The sequence below is a fragment of the Mucilaginibacter sp. genome (genome assembly GCF_965200995.1).
In the GTDB taxonomy this organism is placed as follows: domain Bacteria; phylum Bacteroidota; class Bacteroidia; order Sphingobacteriales; family Sphingobacteriaceae; genus Mucilaginibacter.
Map to the genome: position 1 here is coordinate 619,297 of NZ_OZ241743.1, position 20,599 is coordinate 639,895.

At 46.8% G+C, this 20,599-nt stretch carries 18 protein-coding genes; 9 read left to right on the top strand and 9 right to left on the bottom strand.

Going from position 1 to position 20,599, the window contains the following annotated elements; genetic code table 11:
- Positions 1 to 3: 3 nt before the first annotated feature.
- Positions 4 to 264, bottom strand: coding sequence for a hypothetical protein (locus ACY652_RS03040; RefSeq protein ID WP_462266488.1), 261 nt, complete (start codon positions 262 to 264; stop codon positions 4 to 6).
- Positions 265 to 336: 72 nt separating this feature from the next.
- Here ACY652_RS03040 and ACY652_RS03045 point away from each other — a divergent pair, with 72 nt between their 5' ends.
- Positions 337 to 903, top strand: a complete 567-nt coding sequence (locus tag ACY652_RS03045; RefSeq protein ID WP_462266489.1) for a hypothetical protein — start codon at positions 337 to 339, stop codon at positions 901 to 903.
- A gap of 2 nt (positions 904 to 905) precedes the next feature.
- Here ACY652_RS03045 and surE read toward each other — a convergent pair whose 3' ends face one another.
- Positions 906 to 1,679: a 5'/3'-nucleotidase SurE gene (gene surE, locus ACY652_RS03050; protein ID WP_462266490.1), complete on the bottom strand. Its 774-nt coding sequence runs from the start codon at positions 1,677 to 1,679 to the stop codon at positions 906 to 908.
- A 30-nt stretch (positions 1,680 to 1,709) separates the two neighbouring features.
- Here surE and ACY652_RS03055 point away from each other — a divergent pair, with 30 nt between their 5' ends.
- A complete protein-coding gene (locus ACY652_RS03055; protein WP_462266491.1) occupies positions 1,710 to 2,261 on the top strand; it encodes a Uma2 family endonuclease in 552 nt (183 codons plus the stop codon).
- A gap of 5 nt (positions 2,262 to 2,266) precedes the next feature.
- Here ACY652_RS03055 and ACY652_RS03060 read toward each other — a convergent pair whose 3' ends face one another.
- Positions 2,267 to 3,625 carry a hypothetical protein gene (locus tag ACY652_RS03060; RefSeq protein ID WP_462266492.1) on the bottom strand — a complete coding sequence of 453 codons (1,359 nt, stop codon included), beginning with the start codon at positions 3,623 to 3,625 and terminating at the stop codon, positions 2,267 to 2,269.
- An 80-nt stretch (positions 3,626 to 3,705) separates the two neighbouring features.
- Positions 3,706 to 5,607 carry an acetate--CoA ligase gene (gene acs / locus ACY652_RS03065; protein WP_462266493.1) on the bottom strand — a complete coding sequence of 634 codons (1,902 nt, stop codon included), beginning with the start codon at positions 5,605 to 5,607 and terminating at the stop codon, positions 3,706 to 3,708.
- 389 nt (positions 5,608 to 5,996) lie between these two features.
- Here acs and rpmB point away from each other — a divergent pair, with 389 nt between their 5' ends.
- The 6 genes from rpmB to bshC all read left to right on the top strand — a co-directional run bounded on the left by rpmB (position 5,997) and on the right by bshC (position 11,016).
- On the top strand, positions 5,997 to 6,230 hold the full coding sequence (gene rpmB, locus ACY652_RS03070) for a 50S ribosomal protein L28 (protein WP_169605628.1): 234 nt from the start codon (positions 5,997 to 5,999) through the stop codon (positions 6,228 to 6,230).
- A gap of 99 nt (positions 6,231 to 6,329) precedes the next feature.
- Positions 6,330 to 6,512, top strand: a complete 183-nt coding sequence (rpmG, locus tag ACY652_RS03075; RefSeq protein WP_380868422.1) for a 50S ribosomal protein L33 — start codon at positions 6,330 to 6,332, stop codon at positions 6,510 to 6,512.
- A gap of 93 nt (positions 6,513 to 6,605) precedes the next feature.
- A complete protein-coding gene (locus ACY652_RS03080) occupies positions 6,606 to 6,764 on the top strand; it encodes a DUF4295 domain-containing protein (protein ID WP_462266494.1) in 159 nt (52 codons plus the stop codon).
- Between the two features lie 186 nt (positions 6,765 to 6,950).
- The gene (gene ftsY / locus ACY652_RS03085) at positions 6,951 to 7,916 is read left to right on the top strand and encodes a signal recognition particle-docking protein FtsY (protein ID WP_462266495.1); all 966 of its coding nucleotides are present in this window, start codon (positions 6,951 to 6,953) and stop codon (positions 7,914 to 7,916) included.
- Between the two features lie 117 nt (positions 7,917 to 8,033).
- Positions 8,034 to 9,374, top strand: coding sequence for a 30S ribosomal protein S12 methylthiotransferase RimO (gene rimO, locus ACY652_RS03090; RefSeq protein WP_462266496.1), 1,341 nt, complete (start codon positions 8,034 to 8,036; stop codon positions 9,372 to 9,374).
- 49 nt (positions 9,375 to 9,423) lie between these two features.
- The gene (bshC, locus tag ACY652_RS03095; protein ID WP_462266497.1) at positions 9,424 to 11,016 is read left to right on the top strand and encodes a bacillithiol biosynthesis cysteine-adding enzyme BshC; all 1,593 of its coding nucleotides are present in this window, start codon (positions 9,424 to 9,426) and stop codon (positions 11,014 to 11,016) included.
- 318 nt (positions 11,017 to 11,334) lie between these two features.
- Here bshC and ACY652_RS03100 read toward each other — a convergent pair whose 3' ends face one another.
- Positions 11,335 to 14,709 (bottom strand): glycosyltransferase, encoded by a 3,375-nt coding sequence (locus ACY652_RS03100; RefSeq protein WP_462266498.1) that lies wholly within the window; start codon positions 14,707 to 14,709, stop codon positions 11,335 to 11,337.
- Positions 14,710 to 14,748: 39 nt separating this feature from the next.
- Entirely contained in the window at positions 14,749 to 14,907 is a 159-nt protein-coding gene (locus tag ACY652_RS03105) for a FeoB-associated Cys-rich membrane protein (RefSeq protein WP_462266499.1), read from the bottom strand.
- Between the two features lie 243 nt (positions 14,908 to 15,150).
- Here ACY652_RS03105 and typA point away from each other — a divergent pair, with 243 nt between their 5' ends.
- The gene (gene typA / locus ACY652_RS03110) at positions 15,151 to 16,962 is read left to right on the top strand and encodes a translational GTPase TypA (protein WP_462266500.1); all 1,812 of its coding nucleotides are present in this window, start codon (positions 15,151 to 15,153) and stop codon (positions 16,960 to 16,962) included.
- 85 nt (positions 16,963 to 17,047) lie between these two features.
- Here the strand turns inward: typA and ACY652_RS03115 are convergent, their stop codons facing one another.
- Genes ACY652_RS03115 through ACY652_RS03125 form a run of 3 tightly spaced genes read right to left on the bottom strand, consistent with a single transcriptional unit; the run spans position 17,048 to position 20,401 of the window.
- Positions 17,048 to 18,157 carry a glycosyltransferase family 4 protein gene (locus ACY652_RS03115; protein WP_462266501.1) on the bottom strand — a complete coding sequence of 370 codons (1,110 nt, stop codon included), beginning with the start codon at positions 18,155 to 18,157 and terminating at the stop codon, positions 17,048 to 17,050.
- Positions 18,158 to 18,165: 8 nt separating this feature from the next.
- Entirely contained in the window at positions 18,166 to 19,278 is a 1,113-nt protein-coding gene (locus tag ACY652_RS03120; protein WP_462266502.1) for a glycosyltransferase WbsX family protein, read from the bottom strand.
- The gene (locus ACY652_RS03125) at positions 19,259 to 20,401 is read right to left on the bottom strand and encodes an O-antigen ligase family protein (RefSeq protein WP_462266503.1); all 1,143 of its coding nucleotides are present in this window, start codon (positions 20,399 to 20,401) and stop codon (positions 19,259 to 19,261) included. Before ACY652_RS03125 ends, ACY652_RS03120 begins: the two co-directional genes overlap by 20 nt.
- Positions 20,402 to 20,599 lie beyond the last annotated feature (198 nt).

A 20,599-nucleotide genomic window follows, 5' to 3' on the forward strand; every position in this document is an offset into this window, starting at 1 on the left:
GTTTCAGCGCTTTAGTTTAATGATAAATATGGCGAGCATAACTACAAAGGTGCACAGGATAATACCGTTACCTGCCTGGTCGGCCCCTTTTTTATAGCATAAGCGCAGCAGCAATAAGTTAATGGCAATGGCAATTATATATGGCGTACCGGGTCTGTTCAGGTAATGCAGCGTAAACCATTTACCCCCGCCGGTAAGCCATGCCAGCGCCGGGAATATCAGCCCCCCTAAGATGCCCGTCAGTATATGATTGGCTTTTTGCATAAGTTTTCAAAGTTATGATACTATGGGGTTAATTTGTAGTATTTTTAACGCAACACTACATGTTAATATCCCATGAAAAAAGCAATCTTATTTGCCCTGGCTGTTCTTTCGGCCATTGGCGTACAGGCGCAAAAATATGTACCGCAGTTTAAAAACGGCTCGTCGCTTACTTACACGGCGCACATGCGTAACCTGGGGCAGGACATACCGCTTACGCTGCAACTGGTAAATGTAGCCGACCCGGTAACCATGCAATGGTCAATTCAGGGTTATGGCAGCGGTACTTATGTATTCTCGGCCAAGGGCATGCAAAGCGGCACCCGTATGGCCCTGCGCGAACCGGACATGGGCGCTACCACCCAATTAAAGGATGATGAAACGCTGGCCATACTATCAAAAGACAGCTTTAACAGCCTCACCAGCAACAAAACCTTCAACCTCAATAAGCAGACGTTTACTGTAACTGCCGATAGTAGCACCTACACCTTAAACGACAAGCCGCTGGATGTAATTTACGCCACTACCGCCAACGGTAAAACCAAGCTGTGGATCATCAATAACCCGGCATTCCCGGTGATTTACAAAATGCAGGGCGGCCCTATGGGTGTTGATTTAACCCTGTCGGCTTTAAAGGAATAAGGCTACAGGTTAAATTTCCAGCTATTCAGTACCGGTATGGCGTGGTGTGCCGTCATATCAAACTGTACCGGTACTACCGATACATAATTTTGCTGCAGCGCCCATACATCGGTGTCCTCACCCTGGTCATTTAACTGAAATTCGCCGGTAAGCCAGTAGTATGGCCTTCCGTGCGGATCGGTACGGGTATCAAATTCTTCGGCCCACTTCGCCTGTGCCTGCCGGCATACCTTGATGCCTTTTAGGTTATCCCCTTTCGGGAAGTTTACATTCAGTAAAGCAGCCACCGGCATGGGATGCGACAGTACCTGCAAGGCAATCTCTTTCAGGAAAGGCTTGCAGTGGCTAAAATCTGCCTGCATGGTATAATCATCCAGCGAAAAGCCGATAGACGGGATGCTTTCGATGGCCCCTTCCACCGCGGCCGACATGGTGCCTGAGTACAGGATATTGATGGAATTATTAAGCCCGTGATTGATACCCGATACGCAAAGATCGGGCTTTTTGCCTTTAAAGATCACGTTCACCGCCAGCTTTACACAATCCACCGGGGTGCCCGAACAGCGGTAGGTTTCAAAGCCCTCGTACAACTCTATCTTATCCAGCCGCAGCGGTTTGCCAATGGTGATGGCATGGCCCATGCCCGATTGAGGGCTATCCGGCGCCACCACCACCACGCGGCCAATCTCCTGCATGGTTTCCATCAACATCTTGATGCCGGGCGCCGTAATGCCGTCATCATTTACCACTAATATGGTAGGCTTATGCTTTTTCATAGTTGGCGCGAAATTAGTTATATTTGAGTTATGTTAGCAACTGAGCAAAAGAAGTACACGGTGGCAGATTATGAAATGCTGGAACAAGGTGCGCCTTTTCAGTTAATTAATTACGATTTGATTATGTCGCCTTCACCAAGCTTACAGCACCAGGAAATATTGTACGAACTCTCAGAAGCCATTGTACTACATAATGTGAAGTACGGCAGACTGGGCAAATGGCTTTATGCCCCAATGGATGTTTATCTCAATGATGGTAATGCTTATCAGCCTGATGTGTTTTTCATAAAAACGGAAAGGCTGTCAATCATTGAGAACGGAAAAATCAACGGTAGTCCGGATTTGATTGTAGAGATCCTGTCGCCCTCCAATGCCTATTATGACCTTCGCCAGAAAAAAGATATATACGAGCAGTTTGGCGTACAGGAGTATATCATCATCGACCCGATGGCGCAAAGCGCCGAAGTATATCGTCTGCAAAACGGCGCTTACCAGCTTACTCAGAAAGCAAAATTGCAGGGCGCTTTAAACTCACAGGTGCTTCCCGGTTTTCAGCTTGAGCTGAGTAAGCTGTTCAGGTAAGTAAATCAATCGGCCTTAATTTTTATTGCGGTTACCCATAGCTGCTGCCGGTCAAAATTATTTTTAAAGTTATGGGTGATGTACTTTTTATCAGGCTTAACTATTCCTTCAAATTTCTTAAGCCCGTTAATATAAATTGATACCGGCCGCTTCAAATTCACCATTTTGGGGCTGACAGCTATTTCTATCCCCTCTACTTTGGAGGTTGTAATCTTAAATATGTTATTCTGATAAGTTGCAACCACTGCAGAAGCCCGCCCTTCTGCATAGTTGTAGTAATTAACAGGGAAGTAACCTTTTGTTCTTTTATTGTAAGCCTTGAAATTAAGACTATGGTACCAGCTCGCCTGCTTTCCTGCTGTATCTATACGGCTTACTTTAAGCCACTGGCAGGTATTGTAAATGGTGTCATAATTGGTTTCCCATCTCACTTCGGATGGAAACGCATTACGATGCAGGCCAGCCATAAACTTTACGGCTGAGGGCATATCTATGTTCAGATGCTTATCCTCATGTTGGTAACCCTTGTATTCTTTATAAGTCAGTAATTTATTATAGGGCTTCAGGCTATCTATAATAGCCTGCGCCTGTTGTATCGGCCTTAGATCATCCAAATCAGAATGCACTGCATACATAGGCATACCAAACGTATTGCGGATATAAAAATCTTTGGCAAAGATATTATTGAGCATGGAGTTGTAGGCAACCACACCGGCAAATGCATTAGGCTGAAAGACGGCTAAACCAACGGCGCCATCAGAGCCATCAGAGTGCCCGAAAGCAAATACACGGTCGTCATCAATGTTCAGTATCTTTTTTAAAGAAACCGTAATAATAACGAGTGTTCTGAATGTTAAGTTCGGGCCATCGCCATTGCGCCCGGCCTGCATATTTACCACCCAATCAAATTTTTTATTCCGGCTATCGGCCACTGGCCTTATTATAATGTAATCAGCATGTTTCAGCGCCGAAAACAGCGTATCATTATCATATCGTGCCAAACTGTCTATATCACTAAACTGACTTCGGCTTACTGCCCCATGCAACAATAGCGCACAGCGGTTCTTATGCAAGTGGTTGTAACTTTCAGGTATATATACTTGTAAAGGAATGTCACCAAACACCGGATCACTGAAATGATACACATAATTAACGCCTGTCTTTTCTAAATTAGGATAATGATTCCATAATGATAACAGCCGAAAAGCTGAATCTGCATTAATTTTAGTATCAAGGTCAATTTTATCTATAAAAGACAGATCAGGTTTGAGTTGCAAGTCAGGCAACCGGGATTGAGCCGAACTTTTGTAGCTCAACAGAATAATTGATAGTAAAGATAATTGCGACAGCAGTTTATTAAACATAGGATATTATTGGGTTATCAATAAGACGGGCGCGTAATCCTAACGTTGCATTATATAAACCAAAATACATTAATAAGCGCTTACAAAGCACCACTCTTTATTTCTTCTACTACGCCCGGATCAAGCAAGGTAGAGGTATCGCCTAAGTTTGAGATATCGCCCTCGGCTATTTTACGCAGTATGCGGCGCATAATTTTGCCCGAACGGGTTTTGGGCAGGCCGCTCACAAATTGAATCTTGTCCGGCTTGGCAATGGGCCCGATGAGGCGCGATACCGTCATGATGATGTCCTTGCGGGTTAAATCTTCACTGCCATGCTTATTGGGGCTTACCACAAAGGCGTATACCCCCTGCCCCTTGATATCGTGCGGATAGCCCACTACGGCCGACTCTACCACGCTGCTGTGCATGTTAATGGCGTTCTCCACCTCGGCCGTACCAATGCGGTGGCCCGATACGTTCAGCACATCATCTACCCGGCCGGTAATGCGGTAATAGCCGTCCTCATCGCGCAGGCAGCCGTCGCCGGTAAAATACATACCCGGATAAGTGGCAAAATAAGTATCCTTGAAACGCTTATGGTCGCCGTAGGTAGTGCGCAAGATGCCCGGCCACGGGAATTTGATACACAGGTTACCGCTTACACCGTTACCTTCAATCTCTTTTCCGTTCTCGTCTACCAAAACAGGTTGTACGCCCGGCAAAGGCAGCGTGGCGTAGCCCGGCTTAAGCGGTGTTACCCCGGCAATGGGCGAAATCATGAAGCCGCCGGTTTCCGTTTGCCACCAGGTATCTACAATGGGGGCCTGGTTATGCCCGATGTTGTTATCAAACCAGTGCCAGGCCTCCTCATTTATGGGCTCCCCTACTGAACCTAATTTTTTCAATGAACTTAAATCCTTACCCTGCACACAATCCAGCCCGAAGCTCATTAGTGAACGAATGGCTGTTGGCGCGGTGTACAAGATATTCACTTTATACTTCTCCACAATATCCCATAAACGGCCGGCATCGGGCCAGGTGGGTATGCCCTCGAACATCAGCGTAGTTGCCCCCTGCGACAACGGACCGTAAACGATATAAGAGTGCCCGGTAATCCAGCCGATGTCGGCCGTACAGAAGTAAACTTCGCCGGGGTTGTACTGGAAGGCATTGGCAAAGGTATAACCCGTATATACCATGTACCCCCCGCAGGTATGCACCACACCTTTAGGCTTACCGGTAGAGCCGGAGGTATACAGGATAAACAGCATATCCTCTGCATCCATAATTTCTACCGGACATTCGGGATTGCCCTGGGTTTCTACCTTCCTGATCTCATCTTCCCACCATACATCGCGGCCTTTGATCATACTTACGGGCGTATGGCTGCGGGTAAGCACAATTACCCGTTTTACCGACGGGCATTGCACCAGTGCATCGTCAATAACCGATTTAAGCGGAATTTCCTTGCCCCCGCGGTAACCGCCGTCAGAAGTAATTACCACATTACACCGGGCATCCTGTATACGGTCGGCTATGGATTGGGCCGAAAAGCCGCCAAATATTACCGAATGTACCGCACCTACGCGGGCGCAGGCCAGTACGGCAATAGCCAGTTCGGGCACCATTGGCATATAGATGCAAACCCGGTCGCCGCGCTGCACATCATTATTCTTAAGCACATTGGCAAACTGGCAAACTTTGTCGTGCAGCTGCTTATAGGTAAGTATACGGTGATCTTCGGCCGGGTCATTAGGTTCCCAGATGATGGCCGGCTTATCGCCCAGCGTTTCCAGGTGGCGGTCGAGGCAATTACCGGTGATGTTCAGCTTAGCACCTTCAAACCATTTAATGTCGGGCTCATTAAAATCCCAGGCGAGCACTTTGTTCCATTTTTTGTGCCAGGTGTATTCATTGGCTATGCTTTCCCAAAATTGTTCGGGCTGCTCTACACTTTGGCGGTATACCTGCTGGTATTGCTCAAACGAGGTAATTTTCATAAAATAGGCTTGTATAGTTGGAAGGCGTAAAGTAACAATTATCCGTTGAATACACCACCGAATATATTGCCATTCTGTTTCTGACAGACCTTTGAAGTATCCTGCTCAACAATACCATGCGGTTTACCGGCTTTGGTGTGTACCTGCACAGGTTAACTATTTTTGCCGCCTTTGTAAAACCCGGGGATTGCCGGTTAATCTGTTTTTACAATACGCAGGCCTGCCTAAGCTGCTTTGGGCGGCCATGCAGATGCGCTACTAACTGCCCGTTGCACACGAACTGAAATTTTCATTAACTTTTTTACCTGTACTATTGCTTATTATCAGCAAAATGCTGATATTTGCACACTCTTTTTGAAAAGAGCAGTCAAAATAAAAAGATAGTTGTCATGTCAAGAATTTGTGATTTAACTGGTAAAAGCGCAATGAACGGCCATAACGTTTCCAACTCGAACGTTAAGACCAAGCGCAAGTTTTATCCTAACTTAAAACTTAAAAAGTTTTATATCCCTGAGGAAGATAAGTGGATTACGTTGAAAGTATCTACTTCGGCCGTTAAAACCATCAGCAAGAATGGTATTACCGCCTGTATCAATAAATTTGTAAAAAAAGGATACATTTAACAGAGCGTCCGGCTGTTTGAACACCGTAAGTTAACACCCCGTGCTGTGAAGCACCATTAACTCACCATTCACAACTGACAACTCATAACATAAAATATTATGGCAAAAAAAGGTAACAGAGTTCAGGTAATTTTAGAGTGCACCGAGCACAAAGAAACTGGTATGCCCGGCATGTCACGTTACATTACCACCAAGAACAAGAAAAACACCACCGAAAGGTTAGAGTTGAAAAAATTCAACCCGGTATTACGTAAAGTAACCGTTCATAAAGAAATTAAGTAATTTAGTGCGTGGCTGATTGCGTTGATTAAGTAAGTAGTTAAGTACTGCTTATGTCAATCGTTCTCCCCTTCATTAATTCAATCATTAAACAAAATGGCAAAGAAAGTAGTTGCAACCCTGAAAACCGGTAAAGGCAAAGAATACTCTAAGGTAGTTACCATGGTAAAATCACCTAAAACTGGCGCTTACTCCTTTAAAGAATCGATTGTGCACAACGATCACGTAAAGGATGCGATTAACGGTAAAGCATAAATTACCCTTTATTAAAAGCATTTAAGCCGTCTTGTGGTACAAGAGGGCTTTTTTTTTAAGATGTGCTTATATGCAGATGTGCAAATGGACCAGATAATAATTACTGTGTAAAGATGTAAAGCCTGGCGTTTCAATATCTTATATAATCTGCACATTTACCTATCTTCACATCTGCACATTCGAACTATGGGATTATTTGATTTTTTTAAGAAGAAAGAAAGCACCCCGCAGCAGCAGGAAGCGCTGGATACCGGTTTAGAGAAAACTAAAGACAGTTTTCTTTCAAAAATCACAAAAGCCGTAGCCGGTAAATCAACCGTTGATGATGAGGTACTGGATGATCTGGAAGAAATACTGGTAACCTCTGATGTGGGCGTAACCACCACCCTGAAAATTGTTGACCGTATACAAGCCCGTGTAGCCCGCGATAAGTATGTAGGCACAAGCGAATTAAACAACCTGCTGCGCAATGAGATACAGCAGTTGCTTGCCGAGAATAACAGCAACGACTTTAATAATTTTGAGTATGGCAACCACAAGCCTTATGTTATAATGGTAGTGGGTGTTAACGGTGTAGGCAAGACCACCACAATAGGTAAGCTGGCGCATCAGTTAAAGCAGGCTGGTAACAAAGTAGTGCTGGGTGCTGCCGATACGTTCAGGGCGGCGGCGGTAGATCAGCTGCAATTGTGGGGTAAGCGTGTAGATGTGCGCGTAGTGGCTCAGCCTATGGGGTCTGACCCTGCCTCGGTAGCTTATGATACCCTGCGCTCGGCGGTGGCTAATGGCGACGATGTAGCCATTATTGATACTGCAGGCCGCCTGCACAACAAAGTGGGGCTGATGAACGAGCTGACGAAGATTAAGAACGTAATGCAAAAGGTGATCCCCGGCGCACCGCACGAGATTTTATTGGTACTGGATGCTTCCACCGGGCAAAACGCCATTGAGCAATGCAAGCAGTTCACCCAGGCTACTGATGTAAACGCTTTAGCTTTAACCAAGCTGGACGGCACAGCCAAAGGCGGCGTGGTTATCGGCATATCTGACCAGTTTAAAATCCCGGTGAAATATATAGGCGTGGGCGAAGGCATGAACGATTTGCAGTTATTTGACAGGAAAGCATTTGTAGATTCATTATTTAAGAAATAATATACTTGTCATTGCGAGGTACGAAGCAATCTCGTCGCCTACAGAACGAAGATGAACAGCTACGAGATTGCTTCGTACCTCGCAATGACAAAAAGGTATAAGTGAAGTAAGCAATAGATGAGGACGAAAGAAATAAAACAGATTAAGTTTACTCAACCCAAAAAGCCGCGTGTGAATGTGGTGACCCTGGGCTGCTCTAAAAATATATATGATTCTGAAGTGCTGATGGGCCAGTTAAAAGGCAATCAGTTTGATGTGGTGCATGAGGCCGATAAGGTGGGCAAAGATGATATCATCGTCATCAATACCTGCGGTTTTATTGACAATGCCAAGCAGGAATCTATTGATACCATTTTGCAATACAGCGAGCTGAAGGAACAAGGCAAGGTTGGCAAGGTAATTGTAACCGGCTGCCTTTCTGAACGCTACAAACCCGAACTACAGGCCGAACTGCCTAACGTAGATGCTTTTTTTGGCACCAATGACCTGCAGGATATACTGCAATCCATTGGCGCTGATTATAAATACGAGTTGCTGGGCGAGCGCCTGCTCACCACGCCTTCGCACTTTGCTTATTTTAAGATAGCTGAGGGCTGTAACCGCCCCTGCTCCTTCTGCGCCATTCCGCTGATGCGGGGCAAACATGTGAGCACACCAATGGAGCAGCTGGTAAAGAATGCGGAGAACCTGGTAAAGAACGGCACGAAGGAACTGATACTGATTGCGCAGGATCTTACTTATTACGGGCTGGATTTATACGGCAAGCGCAACTTAGATGAACTACTGCGCCGCCTTAGCGATGTAAACGGCGTGGAGTGGATACGCCTGCAATACGCCTACCCTTCCGGTTTCCCGATGGAAATACTGGATGCGATGAACGAGCGGGATAACATTTGCAAGTACCTGGATATGCCGCTGCAGCACATTACCGATAACATGCTGCGCTCGATGCGCCGGGGCATCACCAGGCAAAAAACCATAGATGTGGTGAATACCATACGGGATAAGGTGCCTAACATTGCCCTGCGTACCACGCTGATTACCGGTTATCCCGGCGAAACCCAGCAGGATTTTGAAGAAATGGCACAGTGGGTAGAAGATACCCGGTTCGACCGTTTGGGCTGCTTCACCTACTCGCACGAGGAAAAGACCCACGCGCATTCCTTAATTGACGATGTGCCTGAAGAAGTAAAACAGGAACGGGCCGATGCCATTATGGAAATACAGCAGGGCATCTCGTTCGAAAAAAACCAGGAAAAGGTAGGCCATACCTATAAGGTGCTGATTGATAAGCTGGACAACGGCTACTTTACCGGCCGTACCGAGTTTGACTCGCCGGAAGTGGATAACGAAGTGCTGATTGATGCCTCAAAGCAATATGCCACTATCGGCAGCTTTGTAAATGTGCGGGTAGACTATGCGGAAGATTTTGACCTGTATGGACAGATTGTAAAATAAGCCGTACAAGCCGCACGTATCTCACCACATACTACTACTTTTGAGGCACATGGAAGCTACCTGTACCAGCTATAAAGAAACCGGATATTTTTCGCCTACGGTGATTGACTACCTGGAAGATGCACCGGCCCTCCGCCCCTTTTACAGCTACCGCCCCACCCTTCAAGGCTTTGCCGAACTACTACAACACAAAAACGTAACGGCTAACCGCCGGTTACTGGCTGATGTACTTGGCAGCCAGTACACCCATATTACAGATGAAAGCCTGGCTACGGTACAGCAAAATATAGAACTGTTAAGGGCTGATAATACCTACACTGTAACCACCGGCCATCAGCTGAATATTTTTACCGGGCCGCTGTACTTCATCTACAAAATAGTAACGGCCATCAAACTGTGCAACCAGTTGAAGGAAGCTTTTCCGGATAAAAGTTTCGTACCGGTGTACTGGATGGCTTCGGAAGACCATGATTTTGCGGAGATTAATTATACGCACATCGGCGGCAAAAAAGTGCACTGGTGGTATGAAGCTTCGGGCGCTACAGGGCGCATTAACCCCGACACCATGCGCCAGGCAATTAACCAGTATAAGGGCGTATTAGGCATCGGCGGCCACGCCGAGGAATTGGCGGCTATGGTAGAAACCGCTTATACTAAATTTGATAAACTGGCCGATGCCACCCGCTACCTGGTACATGCCCTGTTCGGGCACCACGGACTGGTGATCATTGACGCGGATGACAAGCAACTGAAGCAGCACTTTGCGCCTGTAATGCTGCAGGATATTACCGGGCAGCACAGCTATAAAAATATAACGGCTACCAATGAGCAGCTAACGCAGGCGGGTGTGCACATCCAGGTGAATCCCCGCGAAATCAACTTTTTTTATTTAAAGGACAGCCTGCGCGAGCGTATTGTAGCGGAAAGCGGGCGTTATCAGGTACTGAATACAGCTATTAGTTTTTCAGAAGCTGAATTGCAGGAAGAACTACAAAGCCACCCCGAACGCTTTAGCCCTAACGTAGTAATGCGCCCGCTGTATCAGGAAAGTATACTGCCCAACATAGCCTATGTGGGCGGCGGTGCTGAGGTGGTATACTGGATGGAACTGAAATCGAACTTTGATTATTACCAGGTAGATTTTCCTATTCTTATCCTGCGTAATTCGGCGCTGCTGGTACCCAAAACCGCAGCCGCAAAGATTGCCGGTATGCGGCTTTCCAATGCAGACCTGTTTAAGGCCACTGATGAAATAAAAAATGACTGGGTAAAAAAACACAGCGCCCATGAACTGAACCTCTCGGCAGAATGGCAGGAACTGGAAAGCGTTTTTGAAAAAATAAAACGCCATGCGCAGCAGATCGACCAAACCCTGGTACCTTCTACTGCCGCTGTGCAGGCCCGCCTGCAACATGCGGTTAACAACCTGGAAAGGAAGCTGGTAAAGGCCGAAAAGCTGAATTATCAAACCCGCCTGCAACAGATTGAGCAGCTTAAGGGCGAACTTTTTCCTAAAAACAGCCTGCAGGAACGCACTGAAAACTTTGGCCTGGCCTATGTAAAGTGGGGCCGCACCTTTATTAATGAACTGATACGCACCTTTGAACCGTTGAATTTTGAGTTTACGGTACTGACGGAGTAAGACTTTTAACAACTGATTGTTATTGATGCTATATCATAGAGTTGTTATTTCGACGGCAGGGAGAAATTTTCAGCATTTAGGTATAAAGCTAATCCAACCGTGTCATTGCGAGGAACGAAGCAATCCCGTAGCTATGCCTGTTCGTCTTGCTTGCGATGGGATTGCTTCGTACCTCGCAATGACGCGTGAAAGATAGCCTGGTGATTAATGCTGCTATCGCGTGGCAATCGCTTGCTTTACAGATAAAAGATACCATTATGCGGCTGCTTCCTCATTCCTCCTCGTACTAACAAGATTTTGCCTTATAATAGCAATACATTACCCACCCGGGTTCACCTGGTCACTTGCTGCCGACACATTGCCGGTACGCTTCAATACACCCCAGGTGCTCAACTCGCCCTTTACCGCTTTGCGGATTGATTTGAACAGGATATAGTACATCAGCTGCCGCCATACAAAGCGTTGCGGAATGATGTAAATCAGTTTTTTGTAGCTTTCCTTTTCCATACGGAAGGCGATCAGCGCTACCAAAAGATCGATGAGGATAAAGGCGGCATAATAAGCCAGTATTTTAAACGGCTTATCACTGAACAGGCCGATAATCATCATCAGGTCGGCCAGCGGTGAGAACAGCGGCAGCACGATCTGAAAAATCAGGATATTGGGCATTCCCACCATACCGAAGAAGCGGTATTTTTTATTCAGCAGGGCATCCCTGTTCTTCCAAAAACTTTGTATTACCCCAAAGCTCCAGCGGAAACGCTGCTTCAGCAGGGCGTTCAGTGTTTCGGGCGCCTCGGTATAGGCAATAGCATCGCCGCTGTTGCGCACAATATAGCCCTGCTTGAGTATGCGCATGGTCAAGTCACAATCCTCGGCCAGGGTATCGGTAGTAAATCCGCCCACCTTTACAATGGCCGATTTACGGAAGGCGCCAATAGCGCCCGGCACTACGGTAATACTATTGAGCAGATCAAAGGCCCGGCGGTCCATATTCTGGGCCGTAATATATTCGATGGACTGCCAGCGGGTGATGATGTTGTTTTCGTTGCCTACCTTTACGGTACCGGCTACGGCGCCAATTTCCTCGTCGGTAAAGTAGATCATCAGCTGGGCGATGGCATCGCTTTTCAGCAGGGTATCGGCATCAATACATACCACATAATCATACCGGGCGTGGGCAATGCCGTAGTTAAGGGCCGATGCCTTGCCGCCGTTCGGCTTGGTAAGCACCTGTACTTTAGGGTGCGCGCCATAAGCTTCCTGCACTACCTGGTATGTGCGGTCCTTTGACCCATCATCTATAAATAATATCTCCAGTTCGGGGTATTGCAGTTCCAGCAGGCTTCGGATGGTTTTAACAGCCGTTACCTCCTCATTATAACCCGGCACAATAATGCTTACCGGCGGCTGGTTGCTGCCGCTCATGGCTTTTACTTCTTTTTGATGATTGCTGAACTGCCTTGCCGCCAGTATGCCAATAAGTACGATGCGCACTATGGCTAAAAATATAGCCGACAAGAACAAATAAAGCAGGATACGATTGAAATAGAACAGGCCGATGGTAAACGCATTATACAAGTAACCGGTAATGCCACTGTCGGCATCATCCTGTATTACCGGCATCAGGTCGGCCTTCTTCTTGCCCAGCACATCGGCAATGGTGGTAAACTGGTACCCGTGCGATTTGTAATACTCAATAATGCGCGGCAGCGCCTTTACGGTTTCCTCGCGGGTATCGCCGCCGGCATCATGCAGCAAAATCATGGAGCCGGTACCGGCCTGCTTAATGGCGCGGGCCACTATGCTGTCGGCGGTTACGCCGGGGTACCAGTCCCAGGGGTCAATGGACTCGCCGATGTTGATATAGCTCAGCTTGCGGCTCTCGGCAACCGGTATAACCTCGGCAATCGTCTGCGGCTCGGCATCGGCATTAAACGGCGCCCTGAACAGGATGGTACTGTGGCCGGTTACCGTTTCAATAAGTTTACGGGTGGCATTCAGCTCTAAACGTACCCTCGGTATACTGATGGTAGAAATATCGGGGTGAAAAAAGGTGTGGTTGCCAATCTCATACCCTGCATCATAAATGCGGCGCAGTAAGGGAATGTTCTTTTCGGCCATTGAGCCTACTACAAAAAATGCGGCAGGCACTTTCTCGCGCTTCAGAATGTCCAGTATACGCGGGGTATAATCCGCATCGGGGCCATCATCAAACGTAAGCACTACCTTTTTGGGGTTATAGCCATAGCGCCTGATGAGGTACTTGGTGGGCAGCTTTACATATTGCTGGTTCACAATGGTATAGTCCGTAGTGTCCAGCTTCAGGTTGATCTTGCCCGGGTCGGGCGTAGTGGCCAGGTCCAGCACCTCACCGTCTCCATCATAATCTATGCGGTTATTGAGGCCCACACTGGTGAGGCGGCGGGTATCCAGCCCTGTTTTACGCAGCGAGTCAATGGTCAGGTCCTTTTGAAAAAAGCTCCACAGGCGCGGGTCTTCCGTACCTACCCGCCATAAGGCCACGCCGCCGGTGCCCCAGTCGTCGGCCAGGCGGATCACGTTGAAATTTGTTGCGGCATCCGTAAAGTATACCCGGTGCAGGATACCGTTCAAGTCTACATACTTAAAGTTAAGATTGGCCGATGTGGTATCAAAAAGCACCTTGCCGCCGAAGGTTTGCGCTCGTGCAATGGCCTGGGTATAGCCTACCGCCTGGCCTATACTGTTTTCGGGCCAGTCGTACCCGCCGCCCTGTATGGTCAGGATTACCTTTTCGCTGGGTATCTGGGTGCATACCCTGTCCAGCATCAGCTCCACCCAGCGCTGGTTGGTAATATCGCCTGCATTACTGTTTTCGGTATGCTGGTCAATGGCCATTACAAACAGGTAATCATTAATGCCGGCCAATAGCGGCAGGTCGTAATTATCGTCGTCGGGCACAACACTTTGGGTGAGCAAAAGCCCCCGGCTGTGAAATGTGCGGTATAGCTCCTGCTCAAAGCTGATGAAGGCATTGCCATTACGCGCCTGCACATCATCAAAGCTCAGATTGAGCCCCTGCAGCTTATATTTTTTTAGGTTATCCACCAGGTTACTGATGAACTTGGTGCGCGATGCCGGATTGCTGATGATCCGCTGTACGTCCTTATTATCGGTATAGCCCGAATCGGGTGTCAGGTTAATCCAGTTGCTCAGCGTCATGATCACCGGCTTACGGTAGCGGCGGTTAAGGTTGACCAGCCCGGTATCTAAACGTACACTAACCGTATCGGCGCCGGGCACCATGCTAAAGCCTTCGCTGTTGATCATATCCATGTGGGCAATATGATCGCGAAGCGAATTATAGGCCTGCGGGTCCCATTCGCGGTAAAAGCATACGTTAAGCCGCTGTTTGTTATTGGGGTGCTTTAACTGGCGCAGGTAGCGGCTGCGCGCCAGCTGCCTGATCTCGGTTTTCTGGATGGTAAAGGCCTGGTAACGGGTAGAGCGTTTCAGCCGGTTCAGTTCGGCGCTGTTCAGTTTCTGTGCCGTGGGCGTAAGGTTGGGCAGCGTAGGATACTGGTCTGAATTGATGGTAATACTGGCGGCAATTACGCCGCTGACAAGCACGGCCAGCAACAGGCGGCTCAGCCACTTAAAACGGTTCCAGCGGTTAGGGTTGTCGGATTGAAATATCTGCTTATCGGCCACGAATAATGAGCGGTATCTGGGTTTAAGTAATGAGCTGCGCTATTTACCGGCTTTTTGCGGACCGGCATTGGAAAAATCAACCCCGCACTTGCAATCTGTACCGCATCCCTTTTTGGCAGTGAGGCTTTTATAGATCATCCGGCCGATATAAAACAAGGCGCCTGTAAATAAAACGGCAATAATGAGCAACTGTATCATACTATAAATTTAGCTGTTATCAAACATACACAAAAGCATATATTGCAGGATTAGAATTGTATTATAATATCCCGGATAATTGCCCTGGTTTGTTGTTATAATTAACGTTTGGCAGGCCGGCAATGTTATGATCGGGTTAAGCCTGATGCAAATGATGAAACCCTGATGATAAATACTTGCAAATACTTTAATATCAACTAAATTAAGCGTACCTTTGCACCAAAATTAAGCCGCATATTTTTCATGCAAAACATACGTAATATAGCAATTATTGCACACGTTGACCACGGTAAAACTACACTGGTTGACAAAATTCTGCATAGCTGCGCCATTTTCCGCGACAATCAGGAAACCGGTGAGCTGATACTGGATAACAATGATCTGGAGCGCGAGCGGGGTATCACCATCGTATCAAAAAACGTTTCTGTACGGTACAAGGATGTTAAGATCAACATTATTGATACCCCGGGCCACGCCGACTTTGGCGGTGAGGTAGAGCGCGTATTGAAAATGGCCGACGGTGTATTGCTCTTATGCGATGCCTTTGAAGGTGCCATGCCGCAAACCCGCTTTGTAACCCAAAAAGCATTGGCTTTAGGTTTGAAGCCGATTGTTGTGGTAAACAAGGTGGATAAAGAAAACTGCCGCCCCGAGGAAGTTTACGAGCAGATTTTTGAATTGTTCTTTAACCTGGAGGCTACCGAAGAGCAGCTGGATTTCCCGGTAATATACGGCTCCTCAAAACAGGGCTGGATGAGCACCGACTGGAAGAAACCAACGGATAACATCTTCCCGCTGATGGATGCCATTTTAGCAAACATTCCGCCGGCACCTATAAGCGAGGGTACGCTGCAGATGCAGATCACCTCGCTGGATTATTCTTCCTTCGTGGGCCGTATCGCGGTAGGCCGTGTGGCGCGTGGTACCATTAAGGAGAACCAGCCGGTATCGTTGGTTAAACGCGACGGTACCATCCAAAAATCACGTATTAAGGAATTATACACCTTTGAAGGCTTGGGTAAGGTTAAAGCTACCGAAGTAAGCTCTGGTGATATTTGCGCTGTGGTAGGTATTGAAGGTTTTGACATTGGCGATACCATTGCCGATTTTGAAAACCCGGAGCAACTGGAGGTCATCCACATTGATGAGCCAACCATGAACATGCTGTTTACCATCAATACCTCACCGTTTTTTGGTAAGGAAGGCAAGTTTGTAACCTCACGCCACCTGCGCGACCGCCTATATAAAGAAACTGAGAAAAACCTTGCACTTAAGATTGTAGAAACCGAATCGCCGGATGCTTATTTAGTTTACGGGCGTGGTATCCTGCACTTATCGGTACTGATTGAAACTATGCGCCGCGAGGGGTATGAGTTGCAGGTAGGCCAGCCGCAGGTAATTGTAAAGGAAATAGACGGCGTGAAATGCGAGCCGGTAGAAACCCTGATTGTAGACGTACCCGGCGATGTGGCAGGTAAGGTAATTGAGCTGGTAACCCAGCGCAAAGGCGACCTGCTGGTAATGGAGCCAAAAGGCGATTTACAGCATCTGGAGTTTGATATTCCGGCACGCGGCATCATCGGCCTGCGTAACAACGTACTTACCGCTACCGGTGGTGAGGCCATTATGGCGCACCGTTTCAAGGCTTATGAGCCCTGGAAAGGCCCCATTCCCGGCCGTTTGAACGGCGTACTGGTATCCATGGATACCGGCAAAACCACCGCCTTTGCCATTGACAAACTGCAGGACCGCGGCCGTTTCCATATCGAGCCGGGTGTTGACATCTACGAAGGCCAGGTATTGGGCGAGCACATCCGCGATAATGACCTGGTAATTAACCTGACCAAAGGCAAGCAGTTAACCAACATGCGTGCATCAGGCAGCGATACCAACGTGCGCATTGCACCGGCCATCAAGTTCTCATTGGAGGAATCAATGGAATATATTCAGGCTGATGAGTATATTGAGGTAACTCCCCAAAGCATCCGCTTACGTAAAATATTCCTGAATGAGAATGAACGCAAGGTGAACGCCAAGAAGTTTGTAAATCAATAAGCAGATAACAACATTACAGATAAGCCGCCCTTAATGATTTAAGAGGCGGCTTTTTTGTTTTAATCCTTACTCCAGATTAAGGTTGTTACTGCTGCCCCAATACCCCGTTGAACATACGCCGGTATTGCCCGGCAATGGCCGAACCTGAATATTGACTTTCAGCATACTGCCTTTGGGCGGCTTTCAGCGCCTGGTAATGGCTTTCATGTTGTTGAAGCGCCGTAGTAAGGATATGTTCTAAATCTTGCACATTATCGCTCTCGAATAAATACCCATCGATACCGTTATGAACATCCGCCTTAAAGGTGTCAATATCTGAGGCAACAATAGGCACATTGTAATTGAGCGCCAGTTTTAAAGGGCCGCTCTGTGTAGAAAGGCCGTAAGGCAGCACCAGGTAGTGGTACTGCGCGAACATATCTGCAATTTCGTTATTTTGCAGCAGCCGGATGGTACAGGTAAACAGTTCCGGGTATTTGATACGTTTCTGGTAAAAATCCCAGTTATCACACTGCCCTGCAATATGCACATGAAAGCCGCGCATTCCTTTCTCATACATGCTGCAGGCGGCATCAATCAGCAGGTGAATGTTTTTTAATGGTTTAATATTACCCACATTAAAAAAGTGTACCTGATCGGTCAACCGTACCTTATCGGATTGGCCCAGGTCCTTTTGTGCCAACGGAATAACGTACGTACGCTTATTACTGTAAATGCGCCTGAATATGCCGGCCTGCGATTCGGAGAATAAATTTATATACCTGAACCTTGAATACAGCAGGCGGTAAGCTACCTTAAAAGCCAGTTTAAAATCAAAGCCTCCATGCACATCGCCCTGATGAGCCGTATAAATAGTTTTATCAGGATTAAAAGACAATATGGCGGCCGCCGCAAAAAAAGGCACAGCCGCGTGGTTAATGTAAATCAGATCGGGGCTTTGCTGATTTATCCCTTTAAATAATTTCAGGTAGAAAGCAAAGCTTCTCACCTCTCTTAACCGGTACTTTACCCACACTATATTTAAAGTGAGATTTTGTAACCCCTTTAAATGATCAAATTCTTCCGGTTGAAAACGGCTTTTACCTACAGGCAATAACACAGTCCAGTGGATGCGAAATTCTGTCAGCAGCTGCGGGATAACAACAATATCACAGTCGGCAAAATAATCAGGCGTAACCCAGCAGATCTTTTTCATGCACGTTGTTATAGCAGCACTTCTTTCAAGGCATCCAAATAGCCATACCCATACACCATGTCTGGCTCTACGTAGTTTCCTTCCGCCCATTCATTCCACGACTTCAGGAAGATCACCTTATGATCGTCCTTTTTGTGGCTAACCAGCTGCACAGCTTCTGCCACATGCTTTTTAAACAATTCCGGGGTGCTTCCGGTATAAATTACCGAACGGCGGCCCGAGCGCGGAGAATTATCCCATTGCGGCAGGATGGAAGGAAATACATTTTCCAGTTTGTCTTTGTCAGACAGCATGTGCTTTACAACGTCTTTATACTTGTATCGGTTCAGCAAAACACCGCCCACCTTCTCCATTAGCTTTAACTTGATGTTTTGCACCAGCCGGCCTTCAATAGTGCAGCGGGCATCATAAGCGCCGTTGGTATTAACGGCATCGAAGCCCATTTCCAAGATTTTATTTATTTCAAGAGAGGGCACGCCCGAGCAGCCAACAAAGTATATACCCTTTAAGCCATTTTTGATAGCCAACTCATTCCACTGCTCTATGTAAGCTTTGGCATCGGGTAACTTAAACGGCTTATATAAAGTAAAAACAGGCTTATCATCCACCCGCATGTACCGCGGATCCTGAAAGGCATCCAGCAAGGCATAAAAATGCGCCTCATAATCTTTTGGGCCGGGGTAGGTTTGCTCCATTAATATTTTGCCCGGGTTACCCAGCCACACGCCCGACCAGGTTTCGTTCGCCCAGGCCAGACTAAAAGGCAAATCAGGCTTACCGGAGGCTAATACTTCCTGAAAAGGGCGCTCAATTAACCGTTTGCCTGCCCACCAGTAATGCCAGTAAGCAAAACCCTCTACGCCTGCATATTTAGCCATCTCGGCTTGTGCCTCCCTTACTTCGGGCAGGCGCAGGTCATAATACCCCAAATCGGCGGGTACGCGGGGCTGGTAATGCCCCTTAAATAGTTTTTTTGCACGGCCGGTATTGGTCCACTCGGTGAAGCCTTTGCCCCACCATTCATCGTTCTCAGGGATGGGATGAAATTGCGGAAGGTAAAAAGCAATTACCCGCGCTTTAGGTTTTACCGCGGTTCGGGGTTCAGAGGCCGGCTGGTTCATACGTAAGTTGTAAGTTTTCTTTGGCTTTTATTTTTTGAGGTTGAGCATTCAGCATTATATACTTGAGCAGCACCACGTAAAATATAACAAAGAAGTAAAAAGTAAGATTAATGCCTGTAAGCAATATATAAGTAATGTAAGAGATAAGGTAGGCTTGCAGAATACGGTAATCCATACCCAGGGCCTGGCGTTTGGCCCGGTAAACCGTGCTTATGTTTTTAAAAAGGCCCCGCATCCAGTAGATCCATAGCAGCAGGCCGAAAAAGCCGGATTCAATAAGCACTACAAACAGGATGCTTTCAAAGGCCAGCAACACCGGGTGGTCGCCGTTCTTTTGCAGGTACAACTGCGTCCATGAATAGCCCTTGCCAAACAGTTCGCTTCCATCACTTATGATATCAACAGAACCGTTTAACTGATTAATGCGCATCCCTACTGTTGAGCCGTTATAGCTTTCAGATTTTTTCTGGTTCCAAACAAATAATACCGAGTCTGCAACATCCTGATATTTTCCTAATATGGAGGTATCCAATCCTACCAGCAGTATTAAAAACACGCCAAACAGTAAAATCCCCTTTGTTCGTATTGATGTAAATATTACGATGAAGAACAGGCTTAATAACACAGCTAATAATGCAGACCGCGTACCTGTAAATATCAGGTTTGCTCCAACTAAAAAAAGCAAAGCCGAGAAGAGCACCTTTTCGATTTTACTTTTTGTTTTGAATATCAGAAATGCACATACAAAACACAACACCGTTGTATAACCTGCCCAAATCATCGGGTGCCCGGTTGTAGCCTGGAGCCGGCCTTGCAAACTACCTCTTTCTATTTCTGAATATACTGCTAACGCATCAAATTTCGGTTGGTAGATCAAGTTGATGAAGCCGATGTATGGATTGGAGCCACCAATTAACACACAATAGATACCATAAACAGATGATACGGCGATAGCTGTTAAAACTATGCTGAAAAATATATTGAGCTGGCGTTTAGTTTTATAAACATGCCATATCATGAAGCCTAATGCAAACTCTTGTATCAGATAAGTAATTAATTGCTTAAGCTGGACATCTATATCAACTACACTACCGAAAAATGTAAATATAACTGAGAACAGCATAAACATGAGAAATGGCTTAAAAAAGGCGACATCGATTTTCCCTTTTATTAAAACCAGGTATTTAGCGATAAAAACAAGAATAAGTATATATTCAAGCCAGAAATTTCCCGCTACCTGAAGACCAAATATGTTTGTAGTTACATAAATAGGAAACAGCAGTTTGTATACAATAGTTAACTCGATAGCCCGAGGTAAACT

Excerpts from the sequence above, each read along its gene's own strand:
- ACY652_RS03040 (WP_462266488.1), bottom strand. The coding sequence starts at position 264 with ATGCAAAAAGCCAATCATATACTGACGGGCATCTTAGGGGGGCTGATA.
- ACY652_RS03045 (WP_462266489.1), top strand. The coding sequence starts at position 337 with ATGAAAAAAGCAATCTTATTTGCCCTGGCTGTTCTTTCGGCCATTGGC.
- surE (WP_462266490.1), bottom strand. The coding sequence starts at position 1,679 with ATGAAAAAGCATAAGCCTACCATATTAGTGGTAAATGATGACGGCATT.
- ACY652_RS03055 (WP_462266491.1), top strand. The coding sequence starts at position 1,710 with ATGTTAGCAACTGAGCAAAAGAAGTACACGGTGGCAGATTATGAAATG.
- ACY652_RS03060 (WP_462266492.1), bottom strand. The coding sequence starts at position 3,625 with ATGTTTAATAAACTGCTGTCGCAATTATCTTTACTATCAATTATTCTG.
- acs (WP_462266493.1), bottom strand. The coding sequence starts at position 5,607 with ATGAAAATTACCTCGTTTGAGCAATACCAGCAGGTATACCGCCAAAGT.
- rpmB (WP_169605628.1), top strand. The coding sequence starts at position 5,997 with ATGTCAAGAATTTGTGATTTAACTGGTAAAAGCGCAATGAACGGCCAT.
- rpmG (WP_380868422.1), top strand. The coding sequence starts at position 6,330 with ATGGCAAAAAAAGGTAACAGAGTTCAGGTAATTTTAGAGTGCACCGAG.
- ACY652_RS03080 (WP_462266494.1), top strand. The coding sequence starts at position 6,606 with ATGGCAAAGAAAGTAGTTGCAACCCTGAAAACCGGTAAAGGCAAAGAA.
- ftsY (WP_462266495.1), top strand. The coding sequence starts at position 6,951 with ATGGGATTATTTGATTTTTTTAAGAAGAAAGAAAGCACCCCGCAGCAG.
- rimO (WP_462266496.1), top strand. The coding sequence starts at position 8,034 with ATGAGGACGAAAGAAATAAAACAGATTAAGTTTACTCAACCCAAAAAG.
- bshC (WP_462266497.1), top strand. The coding sequence starts at position 9,424 with ATGGAAGCTACCTGTACCAGCTATAAAGAAACCGGATATTTTTCGCCT.
- ACY652_RS03105 (WP_462266499.1), bottom strand. The coding sequence starts at position 14,907 with ATGATACAGTTGCTCATTATTGCCGTTTTATTTACAGGCGCCTTGTTT.
- typA (WP_462266500.1), top strand. The coding sequence starts at position 15,151 with ATGCAAAACATACGTAATATAGCAATTATTGCACACGTTGACCACGGT.
- ACY652_RS03115 (WP_462266501.1), bottom strand. The coding sequence starts at position 18,157 with ATGAAAAAGATCTGCTGGGTTACGCCTGATTATTTTGCCGACTGTGAT.
- ACY652_RS03120 (WP_462266502.1), bottom strand. The coding sequence starts at position 19,278 with ATGAACCAGCCGGCCTCTGAACCCCGAACCGCGGTAAAACCTAAAGCG.
- ACY652_RS03125 (WP_462266503.1), bottom strand. The coding sequence starts at position 20,401 with ATGCTGTTCTCAGTTATATTTACATTTTTCGGTAGTGTAGTTGATATA.